Below are 24194 nucleotides of genomic sequence, written 5' to 3'. Positions count from 1 at the left end.
ATCATACCAGAGGTTGTAGAATAAGTCGCTTTCATCGTTCGGATGATATTTGGACTGTATTCAAAAAAAGACGATAGAACAGGTCAATTATGCCTGCTCTACCGCCATGATATCTTTATTGTTATATGAATATCTTTTCTACTGTATTCTGTATCTTTATATAATATGCAAATTAACCGTTAATGATCTCGCCGCCATTAACATGAATAATTTGACCACTAACATAAGAAGAATCTGTACTTGCCAGATATACATAAGCTGGAGCGACTTCTTCCGGTTGACCCGGACGCTTCATCGGTTGGCTTGCTCCGAATTTGCTTACTTTTTCTTCGTCAAATGATGCAGGAATCAATGGTGTCCAGATTGGCCCTGGAGCAACTGCATTGACACGAATTCCTTTTTCTACAATATTCATCGACAATGCACGTGTAAAGGCTGTAATTGCACCTTTGGTAGAAGAGTAATCTAGCAATACTGGTTCACCGCGATACGCTGTGACTGATGTAGTATTGATAATCGTAGAACCTTCTTTAAGATGTGGAACAGCTGCTTTGGTGATAAAGAACATACCGAAAATGTTAGTACGGAAAGTACGTTCCAATTGCTCTGCTGTAATATCTACAATACTTTGTTGTACATGCTGTTCTGCTGCATTGTTAACAACAATATCAAGCTTACCTAATTCGGATACTGTTTGCTCTACCGCTTGTTTGGCAAAAGATTCATCTCCTATATCGCCTGGAAGTAGAATACATTTGCGTCCTTCTTGCTCTACAGCCTTTTTGGTTTCTTCTGCATCGCTGTGTTCATCTTTATACACAATCGCTACATCTGCACCTTCTTTGGCATACAAGACGGCTACAGCACGACCAATACCGCTATCCCCACCTGTAATGATTGCTACTTTATCTTTAAGCTTACCTGCTGCTTTATAGGCAGGTGCTTTATATTCTGGACGTGGAGTCATTTGCGATTCGATACCTGGTTGTTTTTCCTGATGTTGTGGAGGTAATGTTTGTTCTTCGCTAGACATAATGAATTCTCCTTTCGAATATGAAAATGGATAATTTACAATTACAATAACGTAGATCCCGTTGTTGCTTCCGTCCATTATTACCACTGTCTATACATGTTTAAACATCTATTTTTTACATTTTTTATGTATTGAAATTCAATATTTAGGGTAAATATCCTTACCTTTTATCACTGAAACAGACTTAACATGTAAAAAACCTTAATACATAAAAATACATAAAAAAACCGTCACTGATAATAGCAACGGTTTTTAACGTAAAACATTATGTGTATGGATTGATCCATGGTCTACTATGTGTGAATTACCCATTGAATAGAATTCGTTTAAATAATATCGCGGAATACCATAAAGAAACTAATAACAACCAGACATACTGCCAGAATCATACTCAATGAACGAATTTTACCGATATGAGCTGTAATACTTTTGTTCTCGTTAATATCTGCTAATGCTAAGCGCAAAGGCTTGCCCATAATGCCACCGATTGCTGCAATCGCCAAAAATAGCACGAATACTACAACCATCCAAGCGACAGAATAATTGCCTTTGGTCATTAAATATCCACCTGTTAACAACTGTACAATCAATCCAAATTGAGCGATTCGATTTAATGTACGAATCAGCGCAATACTACCTGATTGTGCTTCTGCTGAGCCATTTGCTAATTTACTTGTTACAACAGGTAAAAATAAGTAAAAACCCATCGATAACGCTCCCAAAATGTGTATAAACACCAAAACTTCAGCCATGATAGAACCTCCTCTCATTTCATCAATCACAGACCATCACTACTGCTCTGCTATACTTCATTATTTTAACGGATGATGATATGAAAATACATATTTTCGCCTTAATTTTATCGACTGTTGTGTCTATTTTTTGTCATATCGACAAAAGTATGTCTATATTCAATCTGAACAAAACCATAACAAAAAAGGCCTCCACATAAGGTGGAAGCCTTTTTGTACTCACTTTTAAACGTTCACGATTTGGATCACACTACGGACAGAATCAGCGGATTTCTCAAGAGCTGCTTTTTCATCGGAGGTCAATTCCAATTCAAAGATTTTCTCAATACCACCGCCACCCAGAATAGCAGGTACGCCCATAAAGAGATCGTTATAACCGTATTCGCCTTCCAAATAAGCAATGATCGGTAGAATACGCTTTTTGTCTTTAAGAACAGCTTCTGTCATTTGTACCAGTGACGCTGCCGGCGCATAGTAAGCACTACCATTGCCGAGCAGATTCACAATTTCGCCCCCGCCTACACGGGTGCGTTGTACAATTTCTTGAATACGTTCTTTGGAGATCAATGTATCGATCGGGATACCACCGACGCTAGAATAGCGTACCAGCGGCACCATATCGTCTCCATGACCACCTAATACAAATCCACGTACATCTTCTACAGATACATTTAATTCTTCTGCAATAAAAGTACAATAGCGCGCTGTATCCAGTACACCGGATTGTCCAATCACACGATTTTTGGGGAATCCCAAAGCTTGATAAGCTACATAAGTCATCGCATCTACCGGATTACTCAAAATAATCACAATCGCATCTGGAGAATACCCTTTGACTTGTTCGCATACCGACTTCACGATTCCTGCATTTGTGTTGACTAGATCATCGCGGCTCATGCCCGGCTTACGAGCGATACCTGCTGTGATAATAACTACATCCGAAGATGCTGTATCTTCATAATCAGATGTCCCTTTAATCTGGCTGTCAAACCCTTGTACAGGGCTAGCTTCCATCATATCGAGCGCTTTACCTTTTGTTGGGTTCTCCAACTGTGGAATATCAACCAGTACTACGTCACCAAGTTCCTTTTGAGCAAGCATCAAAGCTGTAGTGGCGCCGGTAAAACCAGCACCGACCACTGTGATTTTTTTGCGCTTAATGACGGTCATAGGTTTATCCTCCTACATGTTTTCGATGATTTTGTCAGCGAACTCAGAGCATTTCACTTCTGTTGCGCCATCCATCAGACGAGCAAAGTCATAAGTAACTGTTTTGTTGTTGATTGATTTTTCTAGACCTTTGTAGATCAATGCAGAAGCATCGTTCCATCCCAAGTGATCCAACAACATTACGCCAGACAAGATAACAGAACCAGGGTTCACTAAATCTTTGTCTGCATATTTAGGAGCTGTACCATGAGTCGCTTCAAAAATAGCATGTCCTGTTACATAGTTGATGTTTGCGCCCGGTGCAATACCGATTCCGCCTACTTGTGCAGCAAGAGCATCAGACAAATAGTCACCGTTCAAGTTCAATGTAGCAATCACATCAAATTCATTTGGACGAGTAAGTACTTGTTGCAAAGCGATATCAGCAATCGCATCTTTCACGATGATTTTGCCAGCATCTTCAGCTGCTTTTTGCGCTGCATTTGCTTCGTCTGTACCTTTTTCTTCTTTGATCTTGTCATATTGTGCCCAAGTGAACACTTTATCTCCGAATTCTGCTTCAGCCACTTCATAACCCCAGTTTTTGAAAGCTCCTTCAGTAAATTTCATGATGTTTCCTTTGTGTACCAAAGTTACTGTTTTGCGGTTGTGATCAATTGCGTATTGAACAGCAGCGCGAACCAGACGTTTGGAACCTTCTTCAGATACAGGCTTAATACCGATACCGGATGTTTCAGGGAAACGGATTTTGTTAACGCCCATTTCGTCTTTTAAGAATTTCAATACTTTTTTCACTTCTTCTGTACCTTCTTGGTACTCGATACCTGCATAGATATCTTCTGTATTCTCACGGAAAATAACCATATCTACCAATTCAGGACGTTTTACAGGAGAAGGTACACCGTCAAAATAACGAACGGGACGAAGACATACATATAGATCTAGTTCTTGACGAAGTGCTACGTTCAATGAACGAATACCACCACCGATAGGTGTAGTCAAAGGTCCTTTGATCGCTACAATATATTCGCGAATCGCTGTCAGCGTATCAGCTGGCAACCACTCATCGTATGTATTGAATGCTTTTTCGCCGGCAAATACTTCATACCAAGCAATTTTTTTGGAACCGCCGTAAGCTTTTTCTACTGCTGCATCCAATACACGTACAGATGCTTTCCAGATATCGCGTCCTGTACCATCACCTTCAATAAAAGGGACGATCGGGTTATTAGGTACGTTAAGAACTCCATTATCAATTGTGATTTTCTCACCAGTAGTAGGTAATTCGTATTTTTCAAACTTAGGCATAATCATGTTCCTCCTTAAGGGATATGGCTGTGACATCGTCAGAGAAGGCGTTTACACATGATGAAAAGAAACTTGGAATAGCTGATACGTTTGAGTATCATGTACTCGCTCGTTTCTTCTCATCTCTAGGCATGATACACCCATTTTGTATATGCTCACCTTCACAGACATGCACAGTTCTGTATTTTATTTTACCAGACGTTGGGTCATATGAGAAATATCTACTTGTTTATAATTAAAAATTTACGATTAACGTTGTTCAATCGGAATATATTTTTGATCAACCGGCCCTACATATTCTGCACGTGGACGGATAATACGGTTGTTTTCGTATTGTTCCAAAATATGTGCAGACCATCCAGATACACGACTGATTGCAAAAATAGGTGTGAACAAGTTACGCGGAATTCCTAGCATTGTGTATACAGAAGCAGAATAGAAATCAACATTTGGTTTCAATCCTTTGCTACCTGTTACAATTTCTTCGATCCGAATACACATTTCGTATAGGCTCAAATCGTTATTCATTTCGCCTAACTCTTTAGACATTTTTTGTAAATGCTTGGCACGAGGATCACCATTTTTGTATACACGGTGACCAAAGCCCATTATTTTTACTTTATTGTCGAGTTGTTCTTGGATATAACTTTCTAGACGATCCATCGAACCGATCTCTTCTAGCATTTTCATAACGGCTTCATTTGCTCCGCCATGTAGTGGCCCTTTAAGCGCACCAATTGCTGAAGTGATACCGGAATGAATATCAGACAATGTAGCTACTGTTACACGAGCAGCAAAAGTAGACGCATTCAATTCATGATCTGCGTGCAATACTAGCGCTTGATCCAAAGCTTTCACTGCTGTGTCTTCAGGCTCTTCGCCATTTAACATATACAAGAAATTATGAGCAATCGATACGCCTTTTTTAGGAGCAACCGGCTCTTTACCAGCAGCAATACGTCCAAGTGTAGCTACGATAGCAGGCAATTGCGCTTGTAATTTTACGACTTTTTTATGGTTCGCTTCTTGGCTCATATCTTCTGCTAGATCATCATATAGAGCAAGAGCAGAGATCGCACTACGAAGAGCTGCCATCTGATTCATATCTTTAGGATAAAGTTTCATTTGCGCAATCAATGGTTCCGGTAAGGTAGCATATTCATCTAGATCTTTTTGCAATTGATCTAGCTCTGCTTGATTTGGTAATTTACCAAACCACAACAAATAAGCCACTTCCTCAAAACTTGCGTTAATGGCTAGGTCATCGATATCGATTCCACGGTATGTAAGTACGCCGTCGACGATCGAACTAATAGATGAGCTTGCTGCAACAACGCCTTCCAATCCTTTAGTAGCTGTCATATTACTCTCTCCTTTGCAGAACGGAATGATTGAGATTTTGCCCATTTTCGGGAATGAAAACATTTACATTTTTAAATATGGAAAATTTTAAAAACTAGATATTGAGGTCCCTCACAATTGTTCAAAAGAGTTCTAATGATCCAAACACCTACCATTAACCTTCCAAGGACCTTCACTCATCATACTTTATTTTGACGGAGTTGTGAACAAAATGAAGACTGTTTGTGACATTAAATTGTTTTATTGCGATGATAAAAAAAATAAAATGTCACCTTGTTTCAATTTAATTCATTATAGTTCATAATCTCTTATAAGATAATAGAGTTAACGCTTTCAATAAGTCAAGTTGTGTCAACAAAAATCACCCTAATTCACTCCTTTAGTGGGAAGAATGTGGGTGATTTTTTTCGGAATTTATATTAGAAAATTAACAGTTTGAAATTTTATATTATACAAATCTAAAAGTTGAGCAGCTATTGATAATGGCAATTCAGAAGGATGCCCTTCGTAATGTGAAAGAGTTCTTACTGATAACGACATATACTTTGCTACTTCTTCAATGCTATATCCAAGTTCTATTCTAATTCTGCTTAAATCTTTTTTTTCATTCATTTAAGTAAGTACCCCCTAATAATTATGTTCTAGATTTGTTCTCTTTCGTGATTAGGGGTATTGAGTTATAATCTTCATGGGTTTGACCTTCCTTTCTGCAGAAGGAGCAATAAAGTGTATAACATCTCTAGAGGGAGATGTTTATTGCGAAAATTACTCAAAAGTAGAAATATGACACAAACTGAATTCGCTCTGCGATCTGGGTGGTCGCAACGTATGGTATCTTATTACTGTCGTGACGAGAGAAAGATGAGTGTCGAAGCCATGTATGTTGCTTCTTTAATTTTAGAAGTCAATATGGCGGATCTTTATGAGTGGATTTTAGAGCAATAAACAGTTGCGGTGTCCGCCGCATCTCCACAGAGATATTTAGAACTTATAGGTTCTAATCGTAATAATTATACATTCTATTATATGTACTTCATCTGCTATATTGATTCTCAATTACCTTCTTACAAAATAAGTCTATCATGGCATTTATGTAATTATTGTCGAAATATGACATTACAAAATGCGAATCTAATGCCTTCGATTTTTCTTGACATCTTGATCAAAAAATGATAAGTAAAAAAGGCTCTTTTAAGAGCCTTTTCTTATACGAAATTCTTTTATAGTTTTGAGGTATTTAATAAGTTCTTTTTTACCTTTAGCTATAACTGCTGTCTCTTCAGTATTATGAAAGTGAGCAAGTAAAGGTTCATGCTTTTCTTTTGATTCGGATATATAAGAAATTTGACTTTCATCTGCTAAAGTCCCATTGTCCAACTGGATAAATCCAAACACCTTAATGCACTCTGACAAAGTCGAGATACTTACATAAGATGCGTTTCTAGTAAAATAACGTGGAACAACATGACCAGAAACTTTGAAAGATTGAATTTTATAAACTTCTTCAGAATCAAAATTTTCGAATTCACCAGTCTTTTTCTCATCCATAATACGTAACCCCAACATCATCATACCTATTTTTTTAAGGATTTTGGAACTGGACGTGCCCCAATAGGTCCTTTTCTTTTCACAGCCGATTTCATTGCATCTTTTTTCAAAAAATTAATAATGTTACGTGCGTTTTTTTGTTTCAACTTGCTCACCTCCCTTCCAGATCGGAAGAATTAAAATTGCTTGTAATGCAAAAGTAAGACATATAACAGGTGAGGCTATCAAGAAATTACTAAACACAATAGCTGTAGAAATAAATTTCAAGTAAGGATCAATTTTAGATGGATTTAAATTTTCAAAATCATTTGGAGAGAACAAAGCAAAAATAATTACATTACCTATATTTAGAATTAAAATCAATTCAGAATTCAAAGTAATCAAAGTGATCAGTGCAAATAAACCGCCAGATACAAAAGCGCACAAAGTCAGTGAAGACATATGTACACCACCTGAAAACCTTCTTATTAAGACAAAAAGCATCATTGCCAATAAAGATAGCAGAGTATTTCCTACAATGTAACCAAAGATAATAGTCATTATTATAGTAAGTAGATAATTTAAATAGATACCGATTTGCCATTCCAATACTTCAACATCTACATCATTATCAGGATCACTCATTTTTAAATTATTTGCTAGTTTAGAAGATATGATACTGATCACCAACTCATATCCCCTTTCTTAGAAAAATAATAGGCTATACCAAAACTAATTACAGATAAGATAAATAGTATAGACGGATTGCCATCGTGCAAAAACAAAACTGTAGCTGAGATTGTAATAAAAGAAATAACGGTACTGATTATGATTTCTTTATTTTGACGCGATGAATAGTCCTCAGAATCATCGAAATCGTGCGGTGGCATTAAAATAAAAGAGAACCCTAAACTATATCTCCACAACAACCAGCACAACAAAAAAGTAAACAATTCAGTGCTTATTTGTACTAAATAAACTGATAAACCACTTAATTGCGTAAGTACGCTACTGTTCATAATACCAGTAAATGTGAAGAAATAATAGAGTAGGAGTTGTATATTTGTAAATAATATAAACCCACTAGAAGCAACAAAGGCTGAGTAATGAAATTTCATTTGAATTATATATCTAAAGAAAAATACAAAAATTAAAAATTGCATTGGCAAATCAAATAGGGGTAAATGAATTACCATTCGCATCAAAAAAGAAAATAAAGCTATAACTAGTGTTAGTAAAGATATTTCTTTTATGTAGAAATTGATTGGTAATCGGTACAGTTTGAACATAAGGAAGATCATTGCTAATGCATCAAAGATACTAAATAAAATATAAAGAAAAGATTCCACTGTACACCATCCCGTACGCTTATTTATAAATAAAATTATACGGTAGAATAATACTTTTACAATAATTATTTGTAAATAATCAAAAATATATAGCGTGATTTACCTAGTTCTTATATACTAATTCCATTAGATGGAAATTAATGCAAGACGGGGGTACTATGATGGCTAAAATTGATAAGTTAAAAGAAAAAGCATGGGATCTTTTACAACCTGGGGAAGAAATGCTTGCTGTAGTTATGGGGGCATGTGAGAGTAAAATCTTAGGTAAAGACACTCTTAGAACAGGCATTTTTGTAGCTACACAAACGAGGATATTTTTTTATTGTAAGAGAACATTCGGGTATGATTCTGAATCGTTTCCGTTTTCTAATATCAGCTCTATAGATGCTGGGAAAAGTCTTTTAGGTAGAAATCTAACTTTCTATGCTTCTGGAAACAAAATTAGCATGAAATGGATCACTATAGGCGAATACGACAAATTTATTGAGATCGCTCAATCAAATATTGGAAGCAAATCTACTACTTCCTTTGTTGATCCATTAGATCAATTAAAAAAATTAGGTGAATTACGAGATTCGGGAATACTTACTGAGCAAGAATTTTTAAATAAAAAAAGAGAACTTCTTTCATGATAAAATTTCAGAAGAAAAGAGAACAAAGAAATATAGAAGCAGATCAAACAATGGACTATATTTTAAATTATTTTGATAAAGAATTATATAAATTCTCAAATAAATCTTTAAAAATAAAATTTATAAGAATTTTTATTTTTATATTAGTTACACTCATAGGTCCTGGTCAGATATTTCTCGAAAATACTTTTTTTTACAACTTTCCAAATTCACCCCTTACTCTATTAGTAATTTTTAGCACTCTTAGTATGATATTAGGTTTGGCTACTTTTGCACGATATTTTTTAGAATTTGTTATATGCTTTATTCTCATTTATGCAGTTGCATTTCTTAGAATAGATATGACAGGCAATATTGATATGTATAGTCTTATATATATCATTGGATCTGGTATCTTTATATACCTTATAGTACAAGTTCTAGATTACGTATTTCGTAATTCTCTCTACCTTGCTAGTAAAAAGGAAGGAAAAGATGAAAAAGAATTAAGAGTCAAATATCATAAAGGCTATGAACAATTATATTCTGAATTCGATCATGCCAGTAATATAATGACTTTCATAGCAGCATTTTCTATCGTAATAAAACAATTAAATGTTATCAACGAAGGGATCTTAACACAAACTGTGATTTTTGCAGCTTTATATATTTCAATAATAAAATTATGCGGATCTACAATGAAAAGAAATTTAACCAAATTTAAAGAAAATTAAAAAAATGAAACTTGCTAACTAACTAGACGTAGTATAACTCACACTTAAAAGGAGGTTTTAAATGCTTACTAGATTTTCTTTAGAAGTTAACGATTTCGGTTCATTTTTAGATCATCTTAAAGAATTGCAACAAGACAATATGAATTCTCTCATGAATGTGGTATTGCAATTTCTATTAAATGTAATTCAAGCACACTTTATGATAATTACGGTTTTGATCCTGATAGTAATTTTGGGGATTTATTTTATTTTCAATGCAAAAAAAATATTTCGAAAATTTACAATACGAAGATAATGTTCTTTAAAAGGATAAAAAGGCAAACCCTTGTTAGTTTCTAGCAGGAGTTTGCCTTTTTGATTTTCAAGTCAATTATTTTTTCGTATTTCCAGGGCGATTTGCTAAAGCTAATTCAAATAATCCTGTTGCTGATAATCCAGCTAATCCCCCAGCCCATAATCGTCTAGTCAAATCCAGATCAGTGAAGGGATATGCTACCGCGCCAATACCTAATCCAATTGCAACACCGATCACAGGAAGTAAATTCTTCGGAACCTTAACAGAGGTTTTAACTAATTGAACCGATCCCAAAATAACTACTGATAATGTAGAAGCAAATGCTAATACCACTTGCATGTTATCCATATTAAATCCTCATTTCTTTTTTTTAGTTTATTCAGTTGGCATTCCAGCCGCCGCGCGTAAGTGATTAGCAAGATTATTGAAGTGAGTCATGCTCGTCTGATCGCCTTTCTCTTTGGCGACGAACCAAGCTGGCGATAACCAGCGCACAATCAATTCTTGAGCATTAGATTTATGAAGTTTCACAGGCCCAGCCAGTGGCGATAAATTATCATCCACTCCTGCTGCTGATCTTAAGTTGTCTGCTAAGCGGCTAAAATGCCCTACTTCTGGCTCCTGCTTCAAGTCATAAGCCTTCTTCCATGCTGGTCTTACATAGTTATCAATCAATGCTTTAGCAACGTATGTCGTCAGTGGTGTGAAGTCTGACGGTACAATGACTGTATCTTGCATTTCGGATTTCACATCATACAGCAAATCCTTCAATGTCTTGCCACCCAAGTTCAAAGCATTATCGCAATCAATCTTCCGCGATGGATCTAATTGTTTATGACTAGCAATATGGACAAGCGGATTACGGTTGAACTTCTTACAGCAATAAGCCAGATACCATACAAAGCGTTTATAAGCTTCAGCAAAATTAATGTTACCGCCGTAACACAATTCAATCCCTAGTGCGGCATTATTCGAATCGTAGCCAAATTGCTCATTATCTGTAGTCACGTTGTACAAGACATGCCAGGCTTTTTCGGCACGATCTTGACCAGTACCGGTCGGGATAATCTCCAAGATTTTTTTATCATCAATAAAGACTTGTGCTGAAGCTGATCGACCGACCAACGTTTGAAAATAATTAAAATGATTGTCTGCCGTTGCTCCTTTATTGCCCGTATCATGAGCAACTAAAAAGACCGGATCGCCTGTGGTGAGTAGGCTACCCGGTCTTACATTACTCCGCTTATCAATATAGCGACGCTCAATACTATATTTGTTCAAGTCCATGCTTATAATCCTCCTTTGATAAATACCGCTGTAACGATAGCGATTATTGTTCCACCTAATACATAACTTAAAAATTTGAACCATTGTTGATTATTAGAGATCCGTTCTTTTGCACTATCTTGTTGTAATTGCTGTAGCCAGTTAAATAATTTCAATTCCAACGTATCAAATTTAGTCATAACCTGTTCATACTGCATTTTGTTTTGTCGTGCCCCGTCTTTCAATTCGTGAATTTCTTCATCATGTCGCTTTTGATTCTGTTCAATTAAATTGAATCGAGCTTCATCAGCTAAAGTTTGAGCAGCCAACCGAGCAAACTCAGAACTCAAGCTTTGCATTTGTCTCATATTTTCTTCTTGTTGCTGTCGGATCTGTTCGATAGTAATCACATCTCCTTCTGGTAATGTCATGTCGTTCCCCTTCTCTCTATAGATGCCTTATATATAAAGTAAAAAATCAGATAGAATTTACAATTTAATAATTACCACCCCCACGACTTTGTATAAATAATTGGGTAACTACCGTTGCTTTAACTCTCGCTCTGATATTTGAATAGAATTTGATTTCATGAAAAGCACCACGAGTGATCTTTCCATCATTGTCTTTATCTAGAAACTGAATGAGATCCAATTCTCCGTCTGTTCGATCATAATATTCAGCGGCACTAGAACCGTCCACATCTATATAAAGAACTTCACCAGAATAATCACTTTCGTGTACGCCTTCTGCATCAAAATAGCGATACTTCTCTAACCCCCAATTTAGCACCATCGAATTAATACGTGTTGTCTGTTCAGGTACCCAAACTTTGATAATACCTGGATAAGAAAAATCGATATTTTCATCAAAGTTTTTGACATCAATATTGGTTGCGCCCTGCGAATAGACATCGCTAATATATTGACGATTACGAAGATCAGCGATACTGCCAGCGACAGTCTTGGTTTTATTTGCAATCTCTAATTGAACATCACCAGGAGCGCCAAGAACGTTCCCTTTTTTCTTATTGACCACTCTTGCATTAATATCAATACCTAATTCTTCATCGATCACACGGACACGGACACCTGTTTGAAATCGATCGACAGGATCTTTGGTCAGTTGATAAATCTCTGAGGCATCTACGGCATAAGTGATTGCCGGTTTTTTCGCTTCGTTCAAATTAGCGATCGTTGTCGCTAGTAACGTTTCAGGATATTCAATCCGCTTGTCTACAAATACGCCTGTAATCAGACCGTAGCGATCGATGAACTGTTGTTCGGCTTTGACATATGGAATACCGTTATTCAAATCAGAAAATGTCAATTGATTAACACCTTCACCATATCCCAATCCCAGCATCAAAGTGACCAATTGAGAAGCATCTTCTTCCTTGGTAATTGACTGCATATTGATGCCATAGCGAATGTAAGTCTGCATCGTATCGTCTGATCGAACGAGTTTCAATGTCCAAGGAAATGAAGTCGTGTCATAAGTCCACATATACTCTTCAGCAAAAGGCTGCGGAACGCTAAATAAGGCTCCTAGTAAATTTTCATTTTCCCAGTTGTATTCGAACTGGCGATCAAATTCGCACATTCCTAATTTCCAACGAGTTATCGTCTGGCGATCAAGAATATATTGAATAACATCGCGGCTATACACACCCAAATTACCGACCGTATGGTACAAAAAAAGCACGTCATCTAGCAAAGTAGCTAGAACGTGCTCACATTGATAGGTTTTGACGGTGCCAGATGACTGTCTATTGAACTTTGGTTTGAGTATCCGATACAATTCCAATCGTTCATCATTATCAAACACCTCAGCAAAATAGAACGGCTGACAGTATTGGTTCTTTTCATCATCAGCCGGCAACGAAAAAGCAGCTGTCCAAATCTCATTCAGTGGACATTCATACGAAATATCGAAAGCATTTTCTAAATGAGCCACCTTTTGCATATGAATATTATAAATAGTGACATAAGATTTTTTCATAAGCACCTCATATAAAGCGATCTCGATGAGTAATACGAATTAACATATTCCTTCCGGCTGCATCATCTGAATAAACAATACTATTAGGCCCCAAGTTCAGGTCAAAAAATTCGCCATTCATTAGATGAAGCGCGTTATTCCCGTTTTGAGTAACGATCAATCGAGACGAATCAATAACGATCCGATCCCCAGGAGCAAACGATCCGTCTAACTGTAGATAGCTTTGCTGATAATAAGCAGGCGTTACACTCATATCAGATTGCCCGGATATAATACTAGATACGTTCATTTCTCGAATGTATCTAGTGCTCATATCTGCTAACCCGTGCATACCTACTGAATTCAGGAAGACATCAAAACTGATTTCTCCTACATTGCCAGATACTCCAGACATGACAGAATCGACATTGAATTCTAAACTAAAATTCATCACATAACGGGTATATTCTTGGTCTGGATGATTGAATAACTCGGTGTTAAATCCTTGATCAGCTTGCCCTAACCCTGTAATCATTTGAGAATACAGATTAGTTTCAGCCGACATCCTAACCGATACATCTATATAACCCTCGTCTTCAGCTAAAAGATTAAATCCACCGGTGTTAAATTCAAGCATTTCCTATAACCTTCCGCACTTCAGTGTAGTAATCATACTCATTGTATGTCGGCACTTCAGATACGGAAATGACACCTTTATTGACAAGCAGTTTAAATAGATCGGTAAAGGTACGACGTACATCTTGCTCAAACGTTAACGGCACTTCTGGTTTTTCACCCACCTTGTACCAACCAATATCATTATCGAATTCCATATCCCAATATTCAAGTAATGCCCCTTCAGGAAGGGGATTCATAGCGACTTCTTCAAAAACAGGATTTCCTTCATCGTCTTTTCTTGTTTCTATACTCATGTACTGGTAATCCCAAGGTCCATAACTATAAGGATTTCCATTTAGCAAAATAACCTCTTTTCTCACGTGAATCGCCTCCTATTTTGCTTTCCAACCCAGATTACCCGAGCCGGATTCTTTGACATAAAGCGTTGTCGTTGTTCCACCATCCAAACGGATATACAATTTGCCAACGGACGCAACAACTACGCCTTCAGGCACACCCGTTCCATAGATTGCTTGAGTCACTTCTGACCAAGGTGTCCACGGTAACCCTGATCCATTAGATCGAGTCCTCCAAAAACTACGTCCAGAACTTACTGAAATAATGCGCTGTTCAATATAACCCTCACCTGTCGAAAACACAGACAGCACCCCCCACTCACTGTTAAGGGGAACATCTGAATAATTACTAAATGCAGCAAGATGATAAATGCCAGGATCAGTCGCATTGTTTAAACTTGTATTAGTGGATGGAGTTAATCGACGTACAACACCAATGGCTTTAATATTATTTTCTGCATTGGTTTGAGCAGTGGTAGCTTTATTTTGTGAACCTACAGTTGTTTCTGCTGCATTAGCAAGGTCGTACGCTTTTTTTACCGCATTTGGAGTAGCCGCTTTATCTGTAGCACCACTACTAACAGCATCACTAAGTTGCACAATTCCAGCCTTAGTAGTAGATGCTGTACTCGGAATATTATCTAGCACGGCTTGCCAATCATATTCCGTAAATGTTCTGGCTATTTTCGTTCCTACTGCCCACCCTTTTGCTGTTCCTTGAAGACCACGAACACAACCTGTTAGATCGTTCCCTGTGATTCCAGCATAAGCAATCGTTTCAGAAGTTTCCCCAGATAGAAGCGTACAAATATTAGGTGCTGGTGGTAACTTGCTACTATCGGCTACACTCACTGTCGTAGACGTTGAAGTAATTAATGTACTCAATTCTGTTTTTGGTGAGTTGACCTTGCCCGGATATAATATATTTGCCACGTTATATTCCTCCTAATCCAGATCGATACTCAGTTCGCCTGTCAGAAATCTTAAGCGATCTGAGACTTGAACGGCTCTTGGATTTGTGTTTTCTTTGAATGAAAGTAGATTACCAGCGGTTGGAGCATCAAAAATAGCTACATGAGCAATGGTTCCCCATTCGGCTGTGGCCAAAGGAAAAACAACATCTCCTGTATTACTGACTGTACCTTTGCCAGCGACTTGACGTGGTGTTCCAAAAGTAACAACTTGCCGGGTATAACTCCCCCCGGATACCTCTTCACCTGTATTATTATCCGTAGGATTAGTTTTAAATAATGCCACGTAGACTGTTTTGGAAGTGAAATTTTCATTGAGTACTTTTTCTTCTAAATAATTAGAGAATCCCATACTTGCCTCCTATTCAATCCGAAATTCATTTACTAATCGGATTTTGTTAATTGTATTTGTCCCTTGATTCGTTAACACAATATACGGTTCTGTTCGGATCGTTCCTGAAGATTCAATACTGATCGTTGATGGTGACTGACTCAAATTCGTTTCTAATAGTCGCTCACTTGATTTAAAAAGAGGATCAAAAGCGGTTAATGTAAGCGTAAACTTACCAAAGCCCATGATCCTATCGATGTCTAATGATCCTGTATAACGTACCGTAATCGATTGATCGGGCCTTGAAGCCAATATCAGTTCGTGCGATCGTGGCTTCCCATAGCTGTCTACTAAATAACCAGCTAAACGGATAGCGGCTTGCTCTAGTTGTAAATGATCTTTGGTAATAAAGACACAATCGTAATTAAACACCCTTGATCCTACATCAGCGCCGTAATCCCAAGAACCATTACGACCGGCAATTTGAAGCGTTCGGTCGATCGTTCCTGGTAACATGGGACGCTTTGATGTGCCAGCGACCAAGAACCCTAACTCTGTATTACTTCTTCCTGTGAGCCATATAACATTCATCGTGCGCCCCCCATTCCCCGACTCGCTTGTTGTGTTAAATCGAATAATTCTTTGGCTATCGCTTTGATATCCTGATCTGAACGTACATTGAAATTGGCACCAGCAAATAAGCCCTCCATGTTAAACACAGGTGCTGTATTTGTAGATGATGTAGAAGATGCACTCGCAACGTCTGTTTGATTAATCAAAGGCATTGCTGCTGTAGCTAGATGAGAAGCTTGGCTTTTAACATTAGATACCATCGAAGCCATACCATTAACCAATCCTTGACCAGCCATTTCCCCGATCCAAGCCATTTCACGCGAAGGTGAATGAATGTCCAAAGCTTTCTGCATCGTTTTACTCACAGCATTGGCGATATCTTTAGCTTGAGCAACAACTTCACCTTTCATCGATTTCAGACCATTGAGCAAGCCTTGCATTGACTGTTTACCAATCTGAGACAGCGATGCATTCATAGCGTCAAATTCTTTCTTACTTCCACTGCTGATCTCTTTAACAGAAGCTAAGAATTCTTTTTTCAGCCCGTTCATTTCTTTAGCTGCATCAGTATGCAATTTCACGATCTGAGCGTTTGTATCCTCGCGCAATCCAGTGAACTCACCAACCGCAATCTCACGGGACTCAGCACTCTTCTCTAGCCATAAGCTACTATATTGAGATAACTGATCAGTCGTCAATTGATTAAGCGCCAGTAACTGAGGTAGCGCTTTAGGACCCAGTTCCCGAAGTTCGGCAAGTAATCCTTCATCAATCCCTTTGGTAGCAAGTTGGGCGATCTGTTCTGACCAGGTACGTAAGTAGTCGACTTGCCCTTTCAGATTCTCAAGCAATTCTTGTCCAGTCATTTCTGACTTATCGGTGACCGCATCAAAAAGACCGGCAAAGTCATTGATCGATGCTGCACGCTGAGTAACTGCATCTTCATAAGCTTTGTTCAGTCTCAATTCTTCCGCTGCTACATTGTCATTCACTTCTTTAGTCTTCGCTAAAAAGTTCTCACTAGCGGTGGATAGCTTCTCATAGATTTGGACACGAGTATTTCCAAGTTCTTCTTCAGCCGCTTTGCGCTGTTCACTGCCCTCTTTATAGCGACCTTGAACTTTCTCCCACATATCTAATTCTTTAACAAGCGATAATGTTCCATTTTCTGAACGTTTATCGATAAAGGCTTTTGTCTCGTCGTATGATTTCTTCGCCGCTTCGATCTGCTCTTTGGATAGATTTTTATGTTGAGCCGCAATCTCTTGAGTCACCTTGCGACTCTGATCAGACGTTTTCGCATACTGAGATTGGATCTGTTGAAGCGCTTGAATATATTCAGAAGTATCTAAATGACCTAGCTTCTTCTCGCTTTGCGCGGTAGAGAAAGCTTCTGCAAATGACTTTTTGATTTTATCAGCCGATGTTTTTGAACCTGCTGCGGCATTGGCTGCATTCTTCACAATCTTATCCATTGCTTTAGAAAACGAAGAATCAACTGTCTTAGCTACATCATTAGAAGCATTCGCTACATCTTTGGATTTATTTTTAATCCCGATCGCTAGACCTTCGCTGACATTTTCACCATATTTCATCGTAACCCTTGACGGTGACTTGATGGATAAGGCTCCACGAATCTTAGACTTGATCGTTTCGGCAACATCACCGACTACTTTTTGAACTTCAGCTAATTTATTTTTGATACCATTAATCAAACCTTGAATGATATCTTTACCCCACTGTAAAGCACTAGAAGGCAAATCTTTGATGAATTTGAATGCTGCATCGATTCCTGTTTTAGCTGCTGATTGAATCGTTTTGATTGTGGCCACTATTCCATTTTTCATACTTACAAACATATTCACGCCCAATGTACGTAACGTAGTCGGCAATGTTTTGAAGAAATTAAGCACGGCATTAAACGCTGTCTTGATCGCTTCGCCTGTGGCTGTGACCGCGGTAGAAATACCACTCTTCAGACCATTCCAAGCTGATACAGCCGTACTCTTAATCGTGGTGAATATCGATGCCATGAACTGAGCAGAAGCCTGAAAACCAGTCTTGATCGCTTCCCCAATCGCTGTCACGATGGAAATAGTAACTGTTTTTAAACCATTCCATCCATCTGTGGCTAGTTTCTTGATCGTCTCAAAAACAGTACCTATGATTTTGCTCATTAATTCAAAGCCTGTTTTAACGACAGATTGAACAAGTTGCATCGCGGAAGTGAATACTTGCTGTATTCCACTCCATGACTTACTGAATCCGGCTTTAATATTGTCCCAAATCTTCGCAATATCCTCTTTGAGCCTACCAAAATCTCCGGTGACTAAATCCACTAGGATCAATAAAGCACCTAAGAATATGTTTCTCAACACTTCCCAAGCACCAACAAAGTAATTTTTAAGACCTTCCCACACTTGAGATATCCCATTTTTGATATTATTAAACTGCTCTACGATAAGTGGGATAAACGGTGTAACAATTCCTGTAATAAAGCCTACAATTGCTGTCCATGCTGTGGATACAGCCGAAGCAATCGAATCCCACACGCCTTGAAGCATTGCGACCAGTTCATCCCAATGATTGAAAATGATTAGTGGTAAGCCGATCATTGGTGCCGACATAGCGACGACTTCGCCCGGTCCACTACTAAAGAATCCTTTGATCTTCTCCCACAGTCCAGCAAAGAAATCCAAGACGCCTTGCCAAGCATCGGTCAGAGTCGATGTAATGCCATCCCATAAACCTGAGAAGAAGCCCGGCGTAGCTTCCCAAGTACTTTGAATACCCGTAACTAAGTTAGCGAAAAATTCTTTAATGCCTTCCCAAGCTGAAATCGTGAAATCAGATACCGTTTTCCACAAGTCTACAAAGAATTTACTGATCGGTTTCCAGTTAGCAATAATAAGTACTGCGGCTCCTATGATTGCCGCTACTGCAATACCAATCGGGCCTGTAGCAACTGTGAAGGCGGTACCTAATGCTGCCCCAATAGTTGGAAGCAACGGTAATACTACTGAAATACCTGTTGCAATTGATCCAATAGCACTGACCAGACTACCAATCACCAAAATAATAGGTCCGATGACTGCGGCAATCCCACCCAAAGTCAAAACTAATTTAGTGGTTTCAGGAGACATATTCGCTAGAACATCCGAGAACGCCCCGATACCTGCTTTAACTGAGGGTAATATATCCTCTGCGATCTTCAACATCGCTAATCCAAGCGGTTCTAATGATGATTTCAAATCCCTAAACATTTCAGTTAAGCGATGACCAAAATTATCATACATATCTTTACCGGCTTGATTCGTAGCCCCTTTGAACTTATCGATCGAACCGATCCCGGAATCTAATGCTAGAACAACATCAGACTCTAAATCTTCCCACTGGGTACCGAAAAGAGAAACAGCCAATTGCGCTTGTTCGGTTGGATCTTCAATTTCTCTAAGCTTCTGAATAACAGCAACCATAGCGTCTCGACCTTGCACGGAACCATCAGTTAATCCAACAAGAATATCATCTGCTCCGCCTAAAATACCGGACAAGGTTTCATAAGCTTTTGCGGCATCTGCTCCGCCTTTTTTGAAATTGTCTACCATTTTGTCAGTGACTTCTTTGGTAGACAATTTCACTAACTCAGCATATTCTTTGGTTTTGCTACCGCCTGTGGTCAATGCTTGGACATAATCTTGAATATCATCAGGAGCGAATAATAGATCCATCGCCAAAGTCGTATTCTTACTACCATCTTTAATCCGAATATTAAATTCCTTGATGGCATCCCCGACTTTGTCTAGGTTAAATGCTCCTTTTTCTGCCCCTTTTAGCAAGATTCCTAAAGCTTCATCAGCACTGAATCCCATTTTACGGAACTGTGGGGCGTACTCTCTCAAGCTATCCAATAGTTCGTCTGAGAAATTACCGCCTTTTTGGAAACCGACGGTGACCAAATCCATTGCATCCGATCCCGAAATCTTGAAGTTCTTCATCAATACCGAAGCGGTTCGGGTCGATTCATTGATCTCAGCATCGAATACATCTTTCAAAATGAATGCTTTCTTGGTGAGTGTAGATAAATCTTGAGCATTCAATCCCTGAATATTCGTACTCGTTGTGATCAGTGCGTCGTTGACTTCTTCTAGCCCTTCACCAAACCCATCATTGTATAAAGTCTTGGCTACTTCTTTTAATTTTTGTGCTTCTTCAGCGGTTAATCCAAGCGCTGCTTTAATCTTTCCTGAAGCCGAATCAAAATCATTGGCTACTTTAAGAGATGCAAGACCGAACGCCGTGATCGGTGCTGTCAAACCAACGGTCAGAGCGGTTCCAACACCTTTGATTTTGTCGCCAGTTTTAGATAATGTTTCACCCATTTTCTTGAACTGCTCTGCGGCTGTGGTTGCATTATCGCCAGCATCATCTACATCGCCATTCAAGTTGCGAAGTTGCTGACGGAATCCATTAATATCTTGTTCAGTCCGAATAATCTCACGTTGGAAATTCCGGTATTGTTCGGCTGATATTTCGCCATTTGCAAACTGCTGATTGACTTGCTGTTGAGAATCTCGAAGGATACGCAACTTATCGCTACTATTCTCAATCTGTTCCGAAAGTAAGCGCTGTTTTTGAGCCACTAATTCTAGGTTGGTCGGATCAAGTCTTAACAACTGATCGACTTGCCTTAACTCACCTTGCAAATCTTTAGAACGTTTATTGATATCCTGTAGCGCCTGATCAATAGATCTGGTATCGCCATTAATCGTGACGGTAATCCGATTCGCATTTAAAGCATTCATACTATCGGTCAGCGATTGAAGTTGTTGCTCTGTCCGAGTCACTTCACGATTGAACGCCCTGAATTGCTCAGGCGATATATCACCATTTGCAAACTGCTGATTAACTTGCTGTTGTACAGAACGTAATTGGTTCAGCTTTTCGCTTGTATTCGCAATCGAATCGGTAAGTATCTGCTGTTTCTGAGCGATCAGATCAGCGTTACCCGGTTCGAATTTTAATAACCGTTCTACATCTTTGAGTTCGCTCTGCAATGATTTACTTTTTTTATTCACATCAGATAAAGCAGCAGACAGTTGGGTAGTGTCTGCGCCGATCACAACGTTAATCCCTTTAATATTATCAGCCATCACTCACCCCTATCTGCCAAAGAACGCATCAATATCTGACTGATCCGCTTGACGTGGTTCGTCACTTTCCTCTTCTGTGCCCATATAGCTTTGAGCGATTTGAAAAAGACTTTCTACAGTTAGTTCATTCAATTCTAAAAAACTAAGACCGATCCGCTTGCTGAGTGCAAGAAGATCGGTCTCAAAGTTAACAGGCTTAGTGTTTTTGTTTGTTGGCTGCTTGTTGGACGTTGGAGAAACCTTTGCGAAACAAGCCTTGCATTGCTTCCTCTACAATTCCCAACATGAATTCTGGATCTGAGAAATCAGCTCCGTCTAATTCAGATAACCACTTTTCGAAACTACTAGGAAATTCTTTTCCATAAGCTGCTGATTTCGCCATAGCATAAGCAATTTGTAATAGAACAATGATATCTAAATTCTCAATACCATCTTGCATACTTTGAAGCTTGATTACATCTTGCAAAATATCGGAATTAAATGACTGACGATATAACAAAGGAGTCAAAGGCGATGCTTTGATTGTTACCTTCGTTTCACCAAATAAAAGTTCGCGCATTATGCCGTACCTCCCGAGGTTTTAGATGTAGTCGGGGTCGTAAATACAGGAATATATACACCGTCAAAAAATTTCTCATAGGCGTCAGAACCCGCCGGAAGATCAGCACGCGGAACCATTTTGTCAGCCACTTTGATTGGTGTAGCCGACATGCCTAAAACATCTGTGTTTGGTGTGATGCTTTCGTTTTTGGTCGTTTGCTCTTTTGCTGGGCGGCTAGATACCTGGCATCTGTAATAGACTGATCGACGAGCGTAAGCATCGCCTTGAATCTGGAACATTAAAGCGAATTTTCTAGGTGTACCATTGGCATCTTCGACAATCGCTTTATTGTTATCAATCAACCAGCCCAACATCATTGCTTTAATTTCATCAATAACGTTTGCCATTTCAAGTTCACCAGTGTATCCATTGTTGGCTGTTAGTCTCCAATAAGCTCCGTTATCCGCATAGAATACGACTTCATCGCCCACAGCGGTTGGTGTCCAGCGTACTGCCCCTGGAATATGAATAGGCTTTTCCCAAGCTGGTACTGCGTCTGTTGAAGCCTCTGTTTCAAAAGCTACGTGAACATTTTCTAAACCGTAAGTTACCTTATTTTCTGCCATTTTAAAATTCACTCTCCCATAAGTTTGATGTCGTAAACGACTTGGTATAAATTTTCTGTCTCGATAAATATTTCTGTTTTGCTGTAAGGCATACGAATCGCTTTTAATTTATCCTGGACTAATTTTTCAGCGCCCAAATCTTTCTTGGCTGTATACAATTCCACCTGAAAGGTGCTGATTGGTACAAAATTCTGATTGTCTGCCATCACGTCACTTGAATATGAAAACAAATAAATCAGATAGGGCGGATTCGGTACCGGACTATTTTCTGTTGCTGTGAAATGCGAATAAGCCACCGGATATCCCAGTGACTTAAGATGTTCATATAGTTCTGGCTGCGTCATTATCCACCGTTCCTTATCACTTGCCTAATGTCATTCAAAAGTTGAGCAGCGTGACGTTCAAATGCTGGTATTAAATGAGGGATGCCTAAGACTCGTCCGCCATTTTTCTTGGCATGTCCCTTCTCCAACAAATGGACAAGATTATAATATTTCTTATTCCATACGACTAGCTTCTGTTGTCCACCGATTTTACGCTTAGTGATGATAAATCCTTTAGCATAATTGCCGCTCTTTTTAGGTGCATTTGCAGCGGCTTCATTTCGAACGGCTTCTGCCGCCACTTTTACTTTATTATCTACAGCAACAGAAACATTGTCCGCATAATTGATAACCGATTCCATAATATTGCGTGATAAATCATCAATAGCAGTCATTGCCGATCCGCCCTTTCACATACTAGCTCTGTAATTTCTTGATTTTTGCTATACGTCCGTATCAATTTGTAATCAATCTCTTCATGTCTGATCCATTTTTCCCCACCATATTCAATTGTTCTGATCTGAAAAGATATCTCAGGTCGGAACTCAGTAAGAGCGGCTTGATAAAATTCATTACGCTGAATCGAAACTTTATTAGTAAAAACCAATCTTTCTACAGGTGATCCAGGTAGTTCGTTTCCGATCTCATCTGTCATTACTGGAAACGTAATTAATTTAAGTTCATCACGAAATAACATTGATCACTATCACCTCAGTATATTCTTGAGATAAAAGTAAATGATTTTTGATCATCAGATAGGATTGAGTTAGTTTTTCCGAATCGGGATTGTCCCATCCGAAATTCGCTTTCACATAAACAATCAAGGCACGACGAATAAGCGAATCCTCATCCGAATCCGCTTTAACTGGTAATACACCAGCTAATTTCAAATCATGCCTTGCTGCTTCAATCAAATCTGCTATTTCCTCATCGTATGAAGTCGTACTTTGACTGATACGAAGAGCCGTTTTTGCTTTATCAAGTATCCCCATCTAAATCGCCACCTGATACGGTTGGTTCTGTTACATCAGAAGGAGCTATAAGCACTTCTTTTAAAGCCTTCTCCGCTTCTTCTGCTGCTTCTTTTCCTTTGACCTTCTCACCATTAGACAATTCGTAATATGCACCGCCAACGTGATGTGGGAATATCATCTGGTCGACTGGATCAACATCTACCAATTCAATAGGCATTGCAATAAACCCTGAGTCCGCTAATGCTTGAATACGCAAATGATCCGTTTCAACAATAGCTTGACCAGGAATCATAATCCTACCAGTGTGGGCATCCCGAAATTCTTTTAATACTATATGCTTCATATCG

Annotated in this window: 28 protein-coding genes; 3 read left to right on the top strand and 25 right to left on the bottom strand. The window is 38.6% G+C overall.

Annotation, left to right across the window (positions count from 1 at the left end; genetic code table 11):
• Positions 1 to 172: 172 nt before the first annotated feature.
• From QE450_RS04355 to QE450_RS04330, 6 genes are all read right to left on the bottom strand, one after another.
• Positions 173 to 1033, bottom strand: coding sequence for an SDR family oxidoreductase (locus QE450_RS04355; protein ID WP_307297270.1), 861 nt, complete (start codon positions 1031 to 1033; stop codon positions 173 to 175).
• Between the two features lie 326 nt (positions 1034 to 1359).
• Entirely contained in the window at positions 1360 to 1785 is a 426-nt protein-coding gene (locus tag QE450_RS04350; RefSeq protein ID WP_307297267.1) for a hypothetical protein, read from the bottom strand.
• A 225-nt stretch (positions 1786 to 2010) separates the two neighbouring features.
• Positions 2011 to 2955 (bottom strand): malate dehydrogenase, encoded by a 945-nt coding sequence (mdh, locus tag QE450_RS04345; protein ID WP_273615530.1) that lies wholly within the window; start codon positions 2953 to 2955, stop codon positions 2011 to 2013.
• Positions 2956 to 2967: 12 nt separating this feature from the next.
• Positions 2968 to 4263, bottom strand: coding sequence for an NADP-dependent isocitrate dehydrogenase (gene icd, locus QE450_RS04340; RefSeq protein ID WP_307297264.1), 1296 nt, complete (start codon positions 4261 to 4263; stop codon positions 2968 to 2970).
• A 249-nt stretch (positions 4264 to 4512) separates the two neighbouring features.
• Positions 4513 to 5625: a citrate/2-methylcitrate synthase gene (locus QE450_RS04335; protein WP_307297260.1), complete on the bottom strand. Its 1113-nt coding sequence runs from the start codon at positions 5623 to 5625 to the stop codon at positions 4513 to 4515.
• Between the two features lie 414 nt (positions 5626 to 6039).
• The gene (locus QE450_RS04330) at positions 6040 to 6237 is read right to left on the bottom strand and encodes a helix-turn-helix domain-containing protein (protein WP_307297258.1); all 198 of its coding nucleotides are present in this window, start codon (positions 6235 to 6237) and stop codon (positions 6040 to 6042) included.
• A 114-nt stretch (positions 6238 to 6351) separates the two neighbouring features.
• Here QE450_RS04330 and QE450_RS04325 point away from each other — a divergent pair, with 114 nt between their 5' ends.
• Positions 6352 to 6570, top strand: a complete 219-nt coding sequence (locus tag QE450_RS04325) for a helix-turn-helix domain-containing protein (RefSeq protein ID WP_307297256.1) — start codon at positions 6352 to 6354, stop codon at positions 6568 to 6570.
• A 246-nt stretch (positions 6571 to 6816) separates the two neighbouring features.
• On the opposite strand, the gene QE450_RS04320 is transcribed toward QE450_RS04325, so the two are convergent.
• The gene (locus tag QE450_RS04320) at positions 6817 to 7173 is read right to left on the bottom strand and encodes a hypothetical protein (RefSeq protein ID WP_307297254.1); all 357 of its coding nucleotides are present in this window, start codon (positions 7171 to 7173) and stop codon (positions 6817 to 6819) included.
• A 123-nt stretch (positions 7174 to 7296) separates the two neighbouring features.
• Entirely contained in the window at positions 7297 to 7839 is a 543-nt protein-coding gene (locus QE450_RS04315; RefSeq protein WP_307297251.1) for an accessory gene regulator ArgB-like protein, read from the bottom strand.
• A gap of 823 nt (positions 7840 to 8662) precedes the next feature.
• Here QE450_RS04315 and QE450_RS04310 point away from each other — a divergent pair.
• The gene (locus QE450_RS04310) at positions 8663 to 9133 is read left to right on the top strand and encodes a PH domain-containing protein (RefSeq protein ID WP_307297248.1); all 471 of its coding nucleotides are present in this window, start codon (positions 8663 to 8665) and stop codon (positions 9131 to 9133) included.
• The gene (locus QE450_RS04305) at positions 9130 to 9846 is read left to right on the top strand and encodes a hypothetical protein (RefSeq protein ID WP_307297246.1); all 717 of its coding nucleotides are present in this window, start codon (positions 9130 to 9132) and stop codon (positions 9844 to 9846) included. The genes QE450_RS04310 and QE450_RS04305 overlap by 4 nt, the downstream gene beginning before the upstream one ends.
• Before the next feature lie 370 nt (positions 9847 to 10216).
• On the opposite strand, the gene QE450_RS04300 is transcribed toward QE450_RS04305, so the two are convergent.
• The 17 genes from QE450_RS04300 to QE450_RS04220 all read right to left on the bottom strand — a co-directional run bounded on the left by QE450_RS04300 (position 10217) and on the right by QE450_RS04220 (position 24190).
• Positions 10217 to 10480, bottom strand: coding sequence for a holin (locus QE450_RS04300; protein ID WP_307302588.1), 264 nt, complete (start codon positions 10478 to 10480; stop codon positions 10217 to 10219).
• 36 nt (positions 10481 to 10516) lie between these two features.
• Positions 10517 to 11428, bottom strand: a complete 912-nt coding sequence (locus QE450_RS04295; protein ID WP_307297244.1) for a peptidoglycan recognition protein family protein — start codon at positions 11426 to 11428, stop codon at positions 10517 to 10519.
• 2 nt (positions 11429 to 11430) lie between these two features.
• Positions 11431 to 11838: a hypothetical protein gene (locus tag QE450_RS04290; protein WP_307297242.1), complete on the bottom strand. Its 408-nt coding sequence runs from the start codon at positions 11836 to 11838 to the stop codon at positions 11431 to 11433.
• A 64-nt stretch (positions 11839 to 11902) separates the two neighbouring features.
• Positions 11903 to 13405 carry a phage tail protein gene (locus QE450_RS04285; RefSeq protein WP_307297240.1) on the bottom strand — a complete coding sequence of 501 codons (1503 nt, stop codon included), beginning with the start codon at positions 13403 to 13405 and terminating at the stop codon, positions 11903 to 11905.
• Positions 13406 to 13412: 7 nt separating this feature from the next.
• A complete protein-coding gene (locus tag QE450_RS04280; protein ID WP_307297238.1) occupies positions 13413 to 14021 on the bottom strand; it encodes a phage distal tail protein in 609 nt (202 codons plus the stop codon).
• Positions 14014 to 14382: a hypothetical protein gene (locus QE450_RS04275; protein WP_307297237.1), complete on the bottom strand. Its 369-nt coding sequence runs from the start codon at positions 14380 to 14382 to the stop codon at positions 14014 to 14016. Before QE450_RS04275 ends, QE450_RS04280 begins: the two co-directional genes overlap by 8 nt.
• A 12-nt stretch (positions 14383 to 14394) precedes the next feature.
• Positions 14395 to 15291, bottom strand: coding sequence for a pyocin knob domain-containing protein (locus QE450_RS04270; protein ID WP_307297235.1), 897 nt, complete (start codon positions 15289 to 15291; stop codon positions 14395 to 14397).
• Between the two features lie 12 nt (positions 15292 to 15303).
• Complete coding sequence (locus QE450_RS04265) at positions 15304 to 15681, bottom strand: phage tail fiber protein (protein ID WP_307297233.1); 378 nt, start codon at positions 15679 to 15681, stop codon at positions 15304 to 15306.
• 9 nt (positions 15682 to 15690) lie between these two features.
• Positions 15691 to 16251, bottom strand: coding sequence for a phage tail domain-containing protein (locus QE450_RS04260; protein WP_307297231.1), 561 nt, complete (start codon positions 16249 to 16251; stop codon positions 15691 to 15693).
• Complete coding sequence (locus tag QE450_RS04255) at positions 16248 to 21383, bottom strand: phage tail tape measure protein (RefSeq protein ID WP_307297229.1); 5136 nt, start codon at positions 21381 to 21383, stop codon at positions 16248 to 16250. The genes QE450_RS04260 and QE450_RS04255 overlap by 4 nt, the downstream gene beginning before the upstream one ends.
• A gap of 196 nt (positions 21384 to 21579) precedes the next feature.
• Positions 21580 to 21942, bottom strand: coding sequence for a hypothetical protein (locus QE450_RS04250; RefSeq protein ID WP_307297227.1), 363 nt, complete (start codon positions 21940 to 21942; stop codon positions 21580 to 21582).
• Positions 21942 to 22550, bottom strand: a complete 609-nt coding sequence (locus QE450_RS04245; protein ID WP_307297226.1) for a major tail protein — start codon at positions 22548 to 22550, stop codon at positions 21942 to 21944. The genes QE450_RS04250 and QE450_RS04245 overlap by 1 nt, the downstream gene beginning before the upstream one ends.
• Before the next feature lie 8 nt (positions 22551 to 22558).
• On the bottom strand, positions 22559 to 22894 hold the full coding sequence (locus tag QE450_RS04240) for a hypothetical protein (RefSeq protein ID WP_307297224.1): 336 nt from the start codon (positions 22892 to 22894) through the stop codon (positions 22559 to 22561).
• On the bottom strand, positions 22894 to 23268 hold the full coding sequence (locus QE450_RS04235; protein ID WP_307297223.1) for an HK97 gp10 family phage protein: 375 nt from the start codon (positions 23266 to 23268) through the stop codon (positions 22894 to 22896). Before QE450_RS04235 ends, QE450_RS04240 begins: the two co-directional genes overlap by 1 nt.
• Positions 23265 to 23570: a phage head-tail adapter protein gene (locus QE450_RS04230; protein ID WP_307297222.1), complete on the bottom strand. Its 306-nt coding sequence runs from the start codon at positions 23568 to 23570 to the stop codon at positions 23265 to 23267. The genes QE450_RS04235 and QE450_RS04230 overlap by 4 nt, the downstream gene beginning before the upstream one ends.
• Complete coding sequence (locus tag QE450_RS04225; protein ID WP_307297220.1) at positions 23557 to 23865, bottom strand: head-tail connector protein; 309 nt, start codon at positions 23863 to 23865, stop codon at positions 23557 to 23559. Before QE450_RS04225 ends, QE450_RS04230 begins: the two co-directional genes overlap by 14 nt.
• A complete protein-coding gene (locus tag QE450_RS04220) occupies positions 23852 to 24190 on the bottom strand; it encodes a hypothetical protein (protein ID WP_307297218.1) in 339 nt (112 codons plus the stop codon). The genes QE450_RS04225 and QE450_RS04220 overlap by 14 nt, the downstream gene beginning before the upstream one ends.
• Between the last annotated feature and the right edge of the window lie 4 nt (positions 24191 to 24194).

It is taken from the genome of Paenibacillus sp. SORGH_AS_0306, from assembly GCF_030819345.1.
In the GTDB taxonomy this organism is placed as follows: Bacteria; Bacillota; Bacilli; order Paenibacillales; family Paenibacillaceae; genus Saccharibacillus; species Saccharibacillus kyungheensis.
Note: the sequence above shows the minus strand (reverse complement) of the source record. Positions and strands in the feature narration are given on the sequence as shown.

What these genes read in the sequence shown, in the direction of transcription:
- QE450_RS04355 (WP_307297270.1), bottom strand. Translation starts at nt 1,033, where the DNA reads ATGTCTAGCGAAGAACAAACATTACCTCCACAACATCAGGAAAAACAA.
- QE450_RS04350 (WP_307297267.1), bottom strand. Translation starts at nt 1,785, where the DNA reads ATGGCTGAAGTTTTGGTGTTTATACACATTTTGGGAGCGTTATCGATG.
- mdh (WP_273615530.1), bottom strand. Translation starts at nt 2,955, where the DNA reads ATGACCGTCATTAAGCGCAAAAAAATCACAGTGGTCGGTGCTGGTTTT.
- icd (WP_307297264.1), bottom strand. Translation starts at nt 4,263, where the DNA reads ATGCCTAAGTTTGAAAAATACGAATTACCTACTACTGGTGAGAAAATC.
- QE450_RS04335 (WP_307297260.1), bottom strand. Translation starts at nt 5,625, where the DNA reads ATGACAGCTACTAAAGGATTGGAAGGCGTTGTTGCAGCAAGCTCATCT.
- QE450_RS04330 (WP_307297258.1), bottom strand. Translation starts at nt 6,237, where the DNA reads ATGAATGAAAAAAAAGATTTAAGCAGAATTAGAATAGAACTTGGATAT.
- QE450_RS04320 (WP_307297254.1), bottom strand. Translation starts at nt 7,173, where the DNA reads ATGGATGAGAAAAAGACTGGTGAATTCGAAAATTTTGATTCTGAAGAA.
- QE450_RS04310 (WP_307297248.1), top strand. Translation starts at nt 8,663, where the DNA reads ATGGCTAAAATTGATAAGTTAAAAGAAAAAGCATGGGATCTTTTACAA.
- QE450_RS04305 (WP_307297246.1), top strand. Translation starts at nt 9,130, where the DNA reads ATGATAAAATTTCAGAAGAAAAGAGAACAAAGAAATATAGAAGCAGAT.
- QE450_RS04300 (WP_307302588.1), bottom strand. Translation starts at nt 10,480, where the DNA reads ATGCAAGTGGTATTAGCATTTGCTTCTACATTATCAGTAGTTATTTTG.
- QE450_RS04295 (WP_307297244.1), bottom strand. Translation starts at nt 11,428, where the DNA reads ATGGACTTGAACAAATATAGTATTGAGCGTCGCTATATTGATAAGCGG.
- QE450_RS04290 (WP_307297242.1), bottom strand. Translation starts at nt 11,838, where the DNA reads ATGACATTACCAGAAGGAGATGTGATTACTATCGAACAGATCCGACAG.
- QE450_RS04285 (WP_307297240.1), bottom strand. Translation starts at nt 13,405, where the DNA reads ATGAAAAAATCTTATGTCACTATTTATAATATTCATATGCAAAAGGTG.
- QE450_RS04280 (WP_307297238.1), bottom strand. Translation starts at nt 14,021, where the DNA reads ATGCTTGAATTTAACACCGGTGGATTTAATCTTTTAGCTGAAGACGAG.
- QE450_RS04265 (WP_307297233.1), bottom strand. Translation starts at nt 15,681, where the DNA reads ATGGGATTCTCTAATTATTTAGAAGAAAAAGTACTCAATGAAAATTTC.
- QE450_RS04260 (WP_307297231.1), bottom strand. Translation starts at nt 16,251, where the DNA reads ATGAATGTTATATGGCTCACAGGAAGAAGTAATACAGAGTTAGGGTTC.
- QE450_RS04255 (WP_307297229.1), bottom strand. Translation starts at nt 21,383, where the DNA reads ATGGCTGATAATATTAAAGGGATTAACGTTGTGATCGGCGCAGACACT.
- QE450_RS04250 (WP_307297227.1), bottom strand. Translation starts at nt 21,942, where the DNA reads ATGCGCGAACTTTTATTTGGTGAAACGAAGGTAACAATCAAAGCATCG.
- QE450_RS04245 (WP_307297226.1), bottom strand. Translation starts at nt 22,550, where the DNA reads ATGGCAGAAAATAAGGTAACTTACGGTTTAGAAAATGTTCACGTAGCT.
- QE450_RS04240 (WP_307297224.1), bottom strand. Translation starts at nt 22,894, where the DNA reads ATGACGCAGCCAGAACTATATGAACATCTTAAGTCACTGGGATATCCG.
- QE450_RS04235 (WP_307297223.1), bottom strand. Translation starts at nt 23,268, where the DNA reads ATGACTGCTATTGATGATTTATCACGCAATATTATGGAATCGGTTATC.
- QE450_RS04230 (WP_307297222.1), bottom strand. Translation starts at nt 23,570, where the DNA reads ATGTTATTTCGTGATGAACTTAAATTAATTACGTTTCCAGTAATGACA.
- QE450_RS04225 (WP_307297220.1), bottom strand. Translation starts at nt 23,865, where the DNA reads ATGGGGATACTTGATAAAGCAAAAACGGCTCTTCGTATCAGTCAAAGT.
- QE450_RS04220 (WP_307297218.1), bottom strand. Translation starts at nt 24,190, where the DNA reads ATGAAGCATATAGTATTAAAAGAATTTCGGGATGCCCACACTGGTAGG.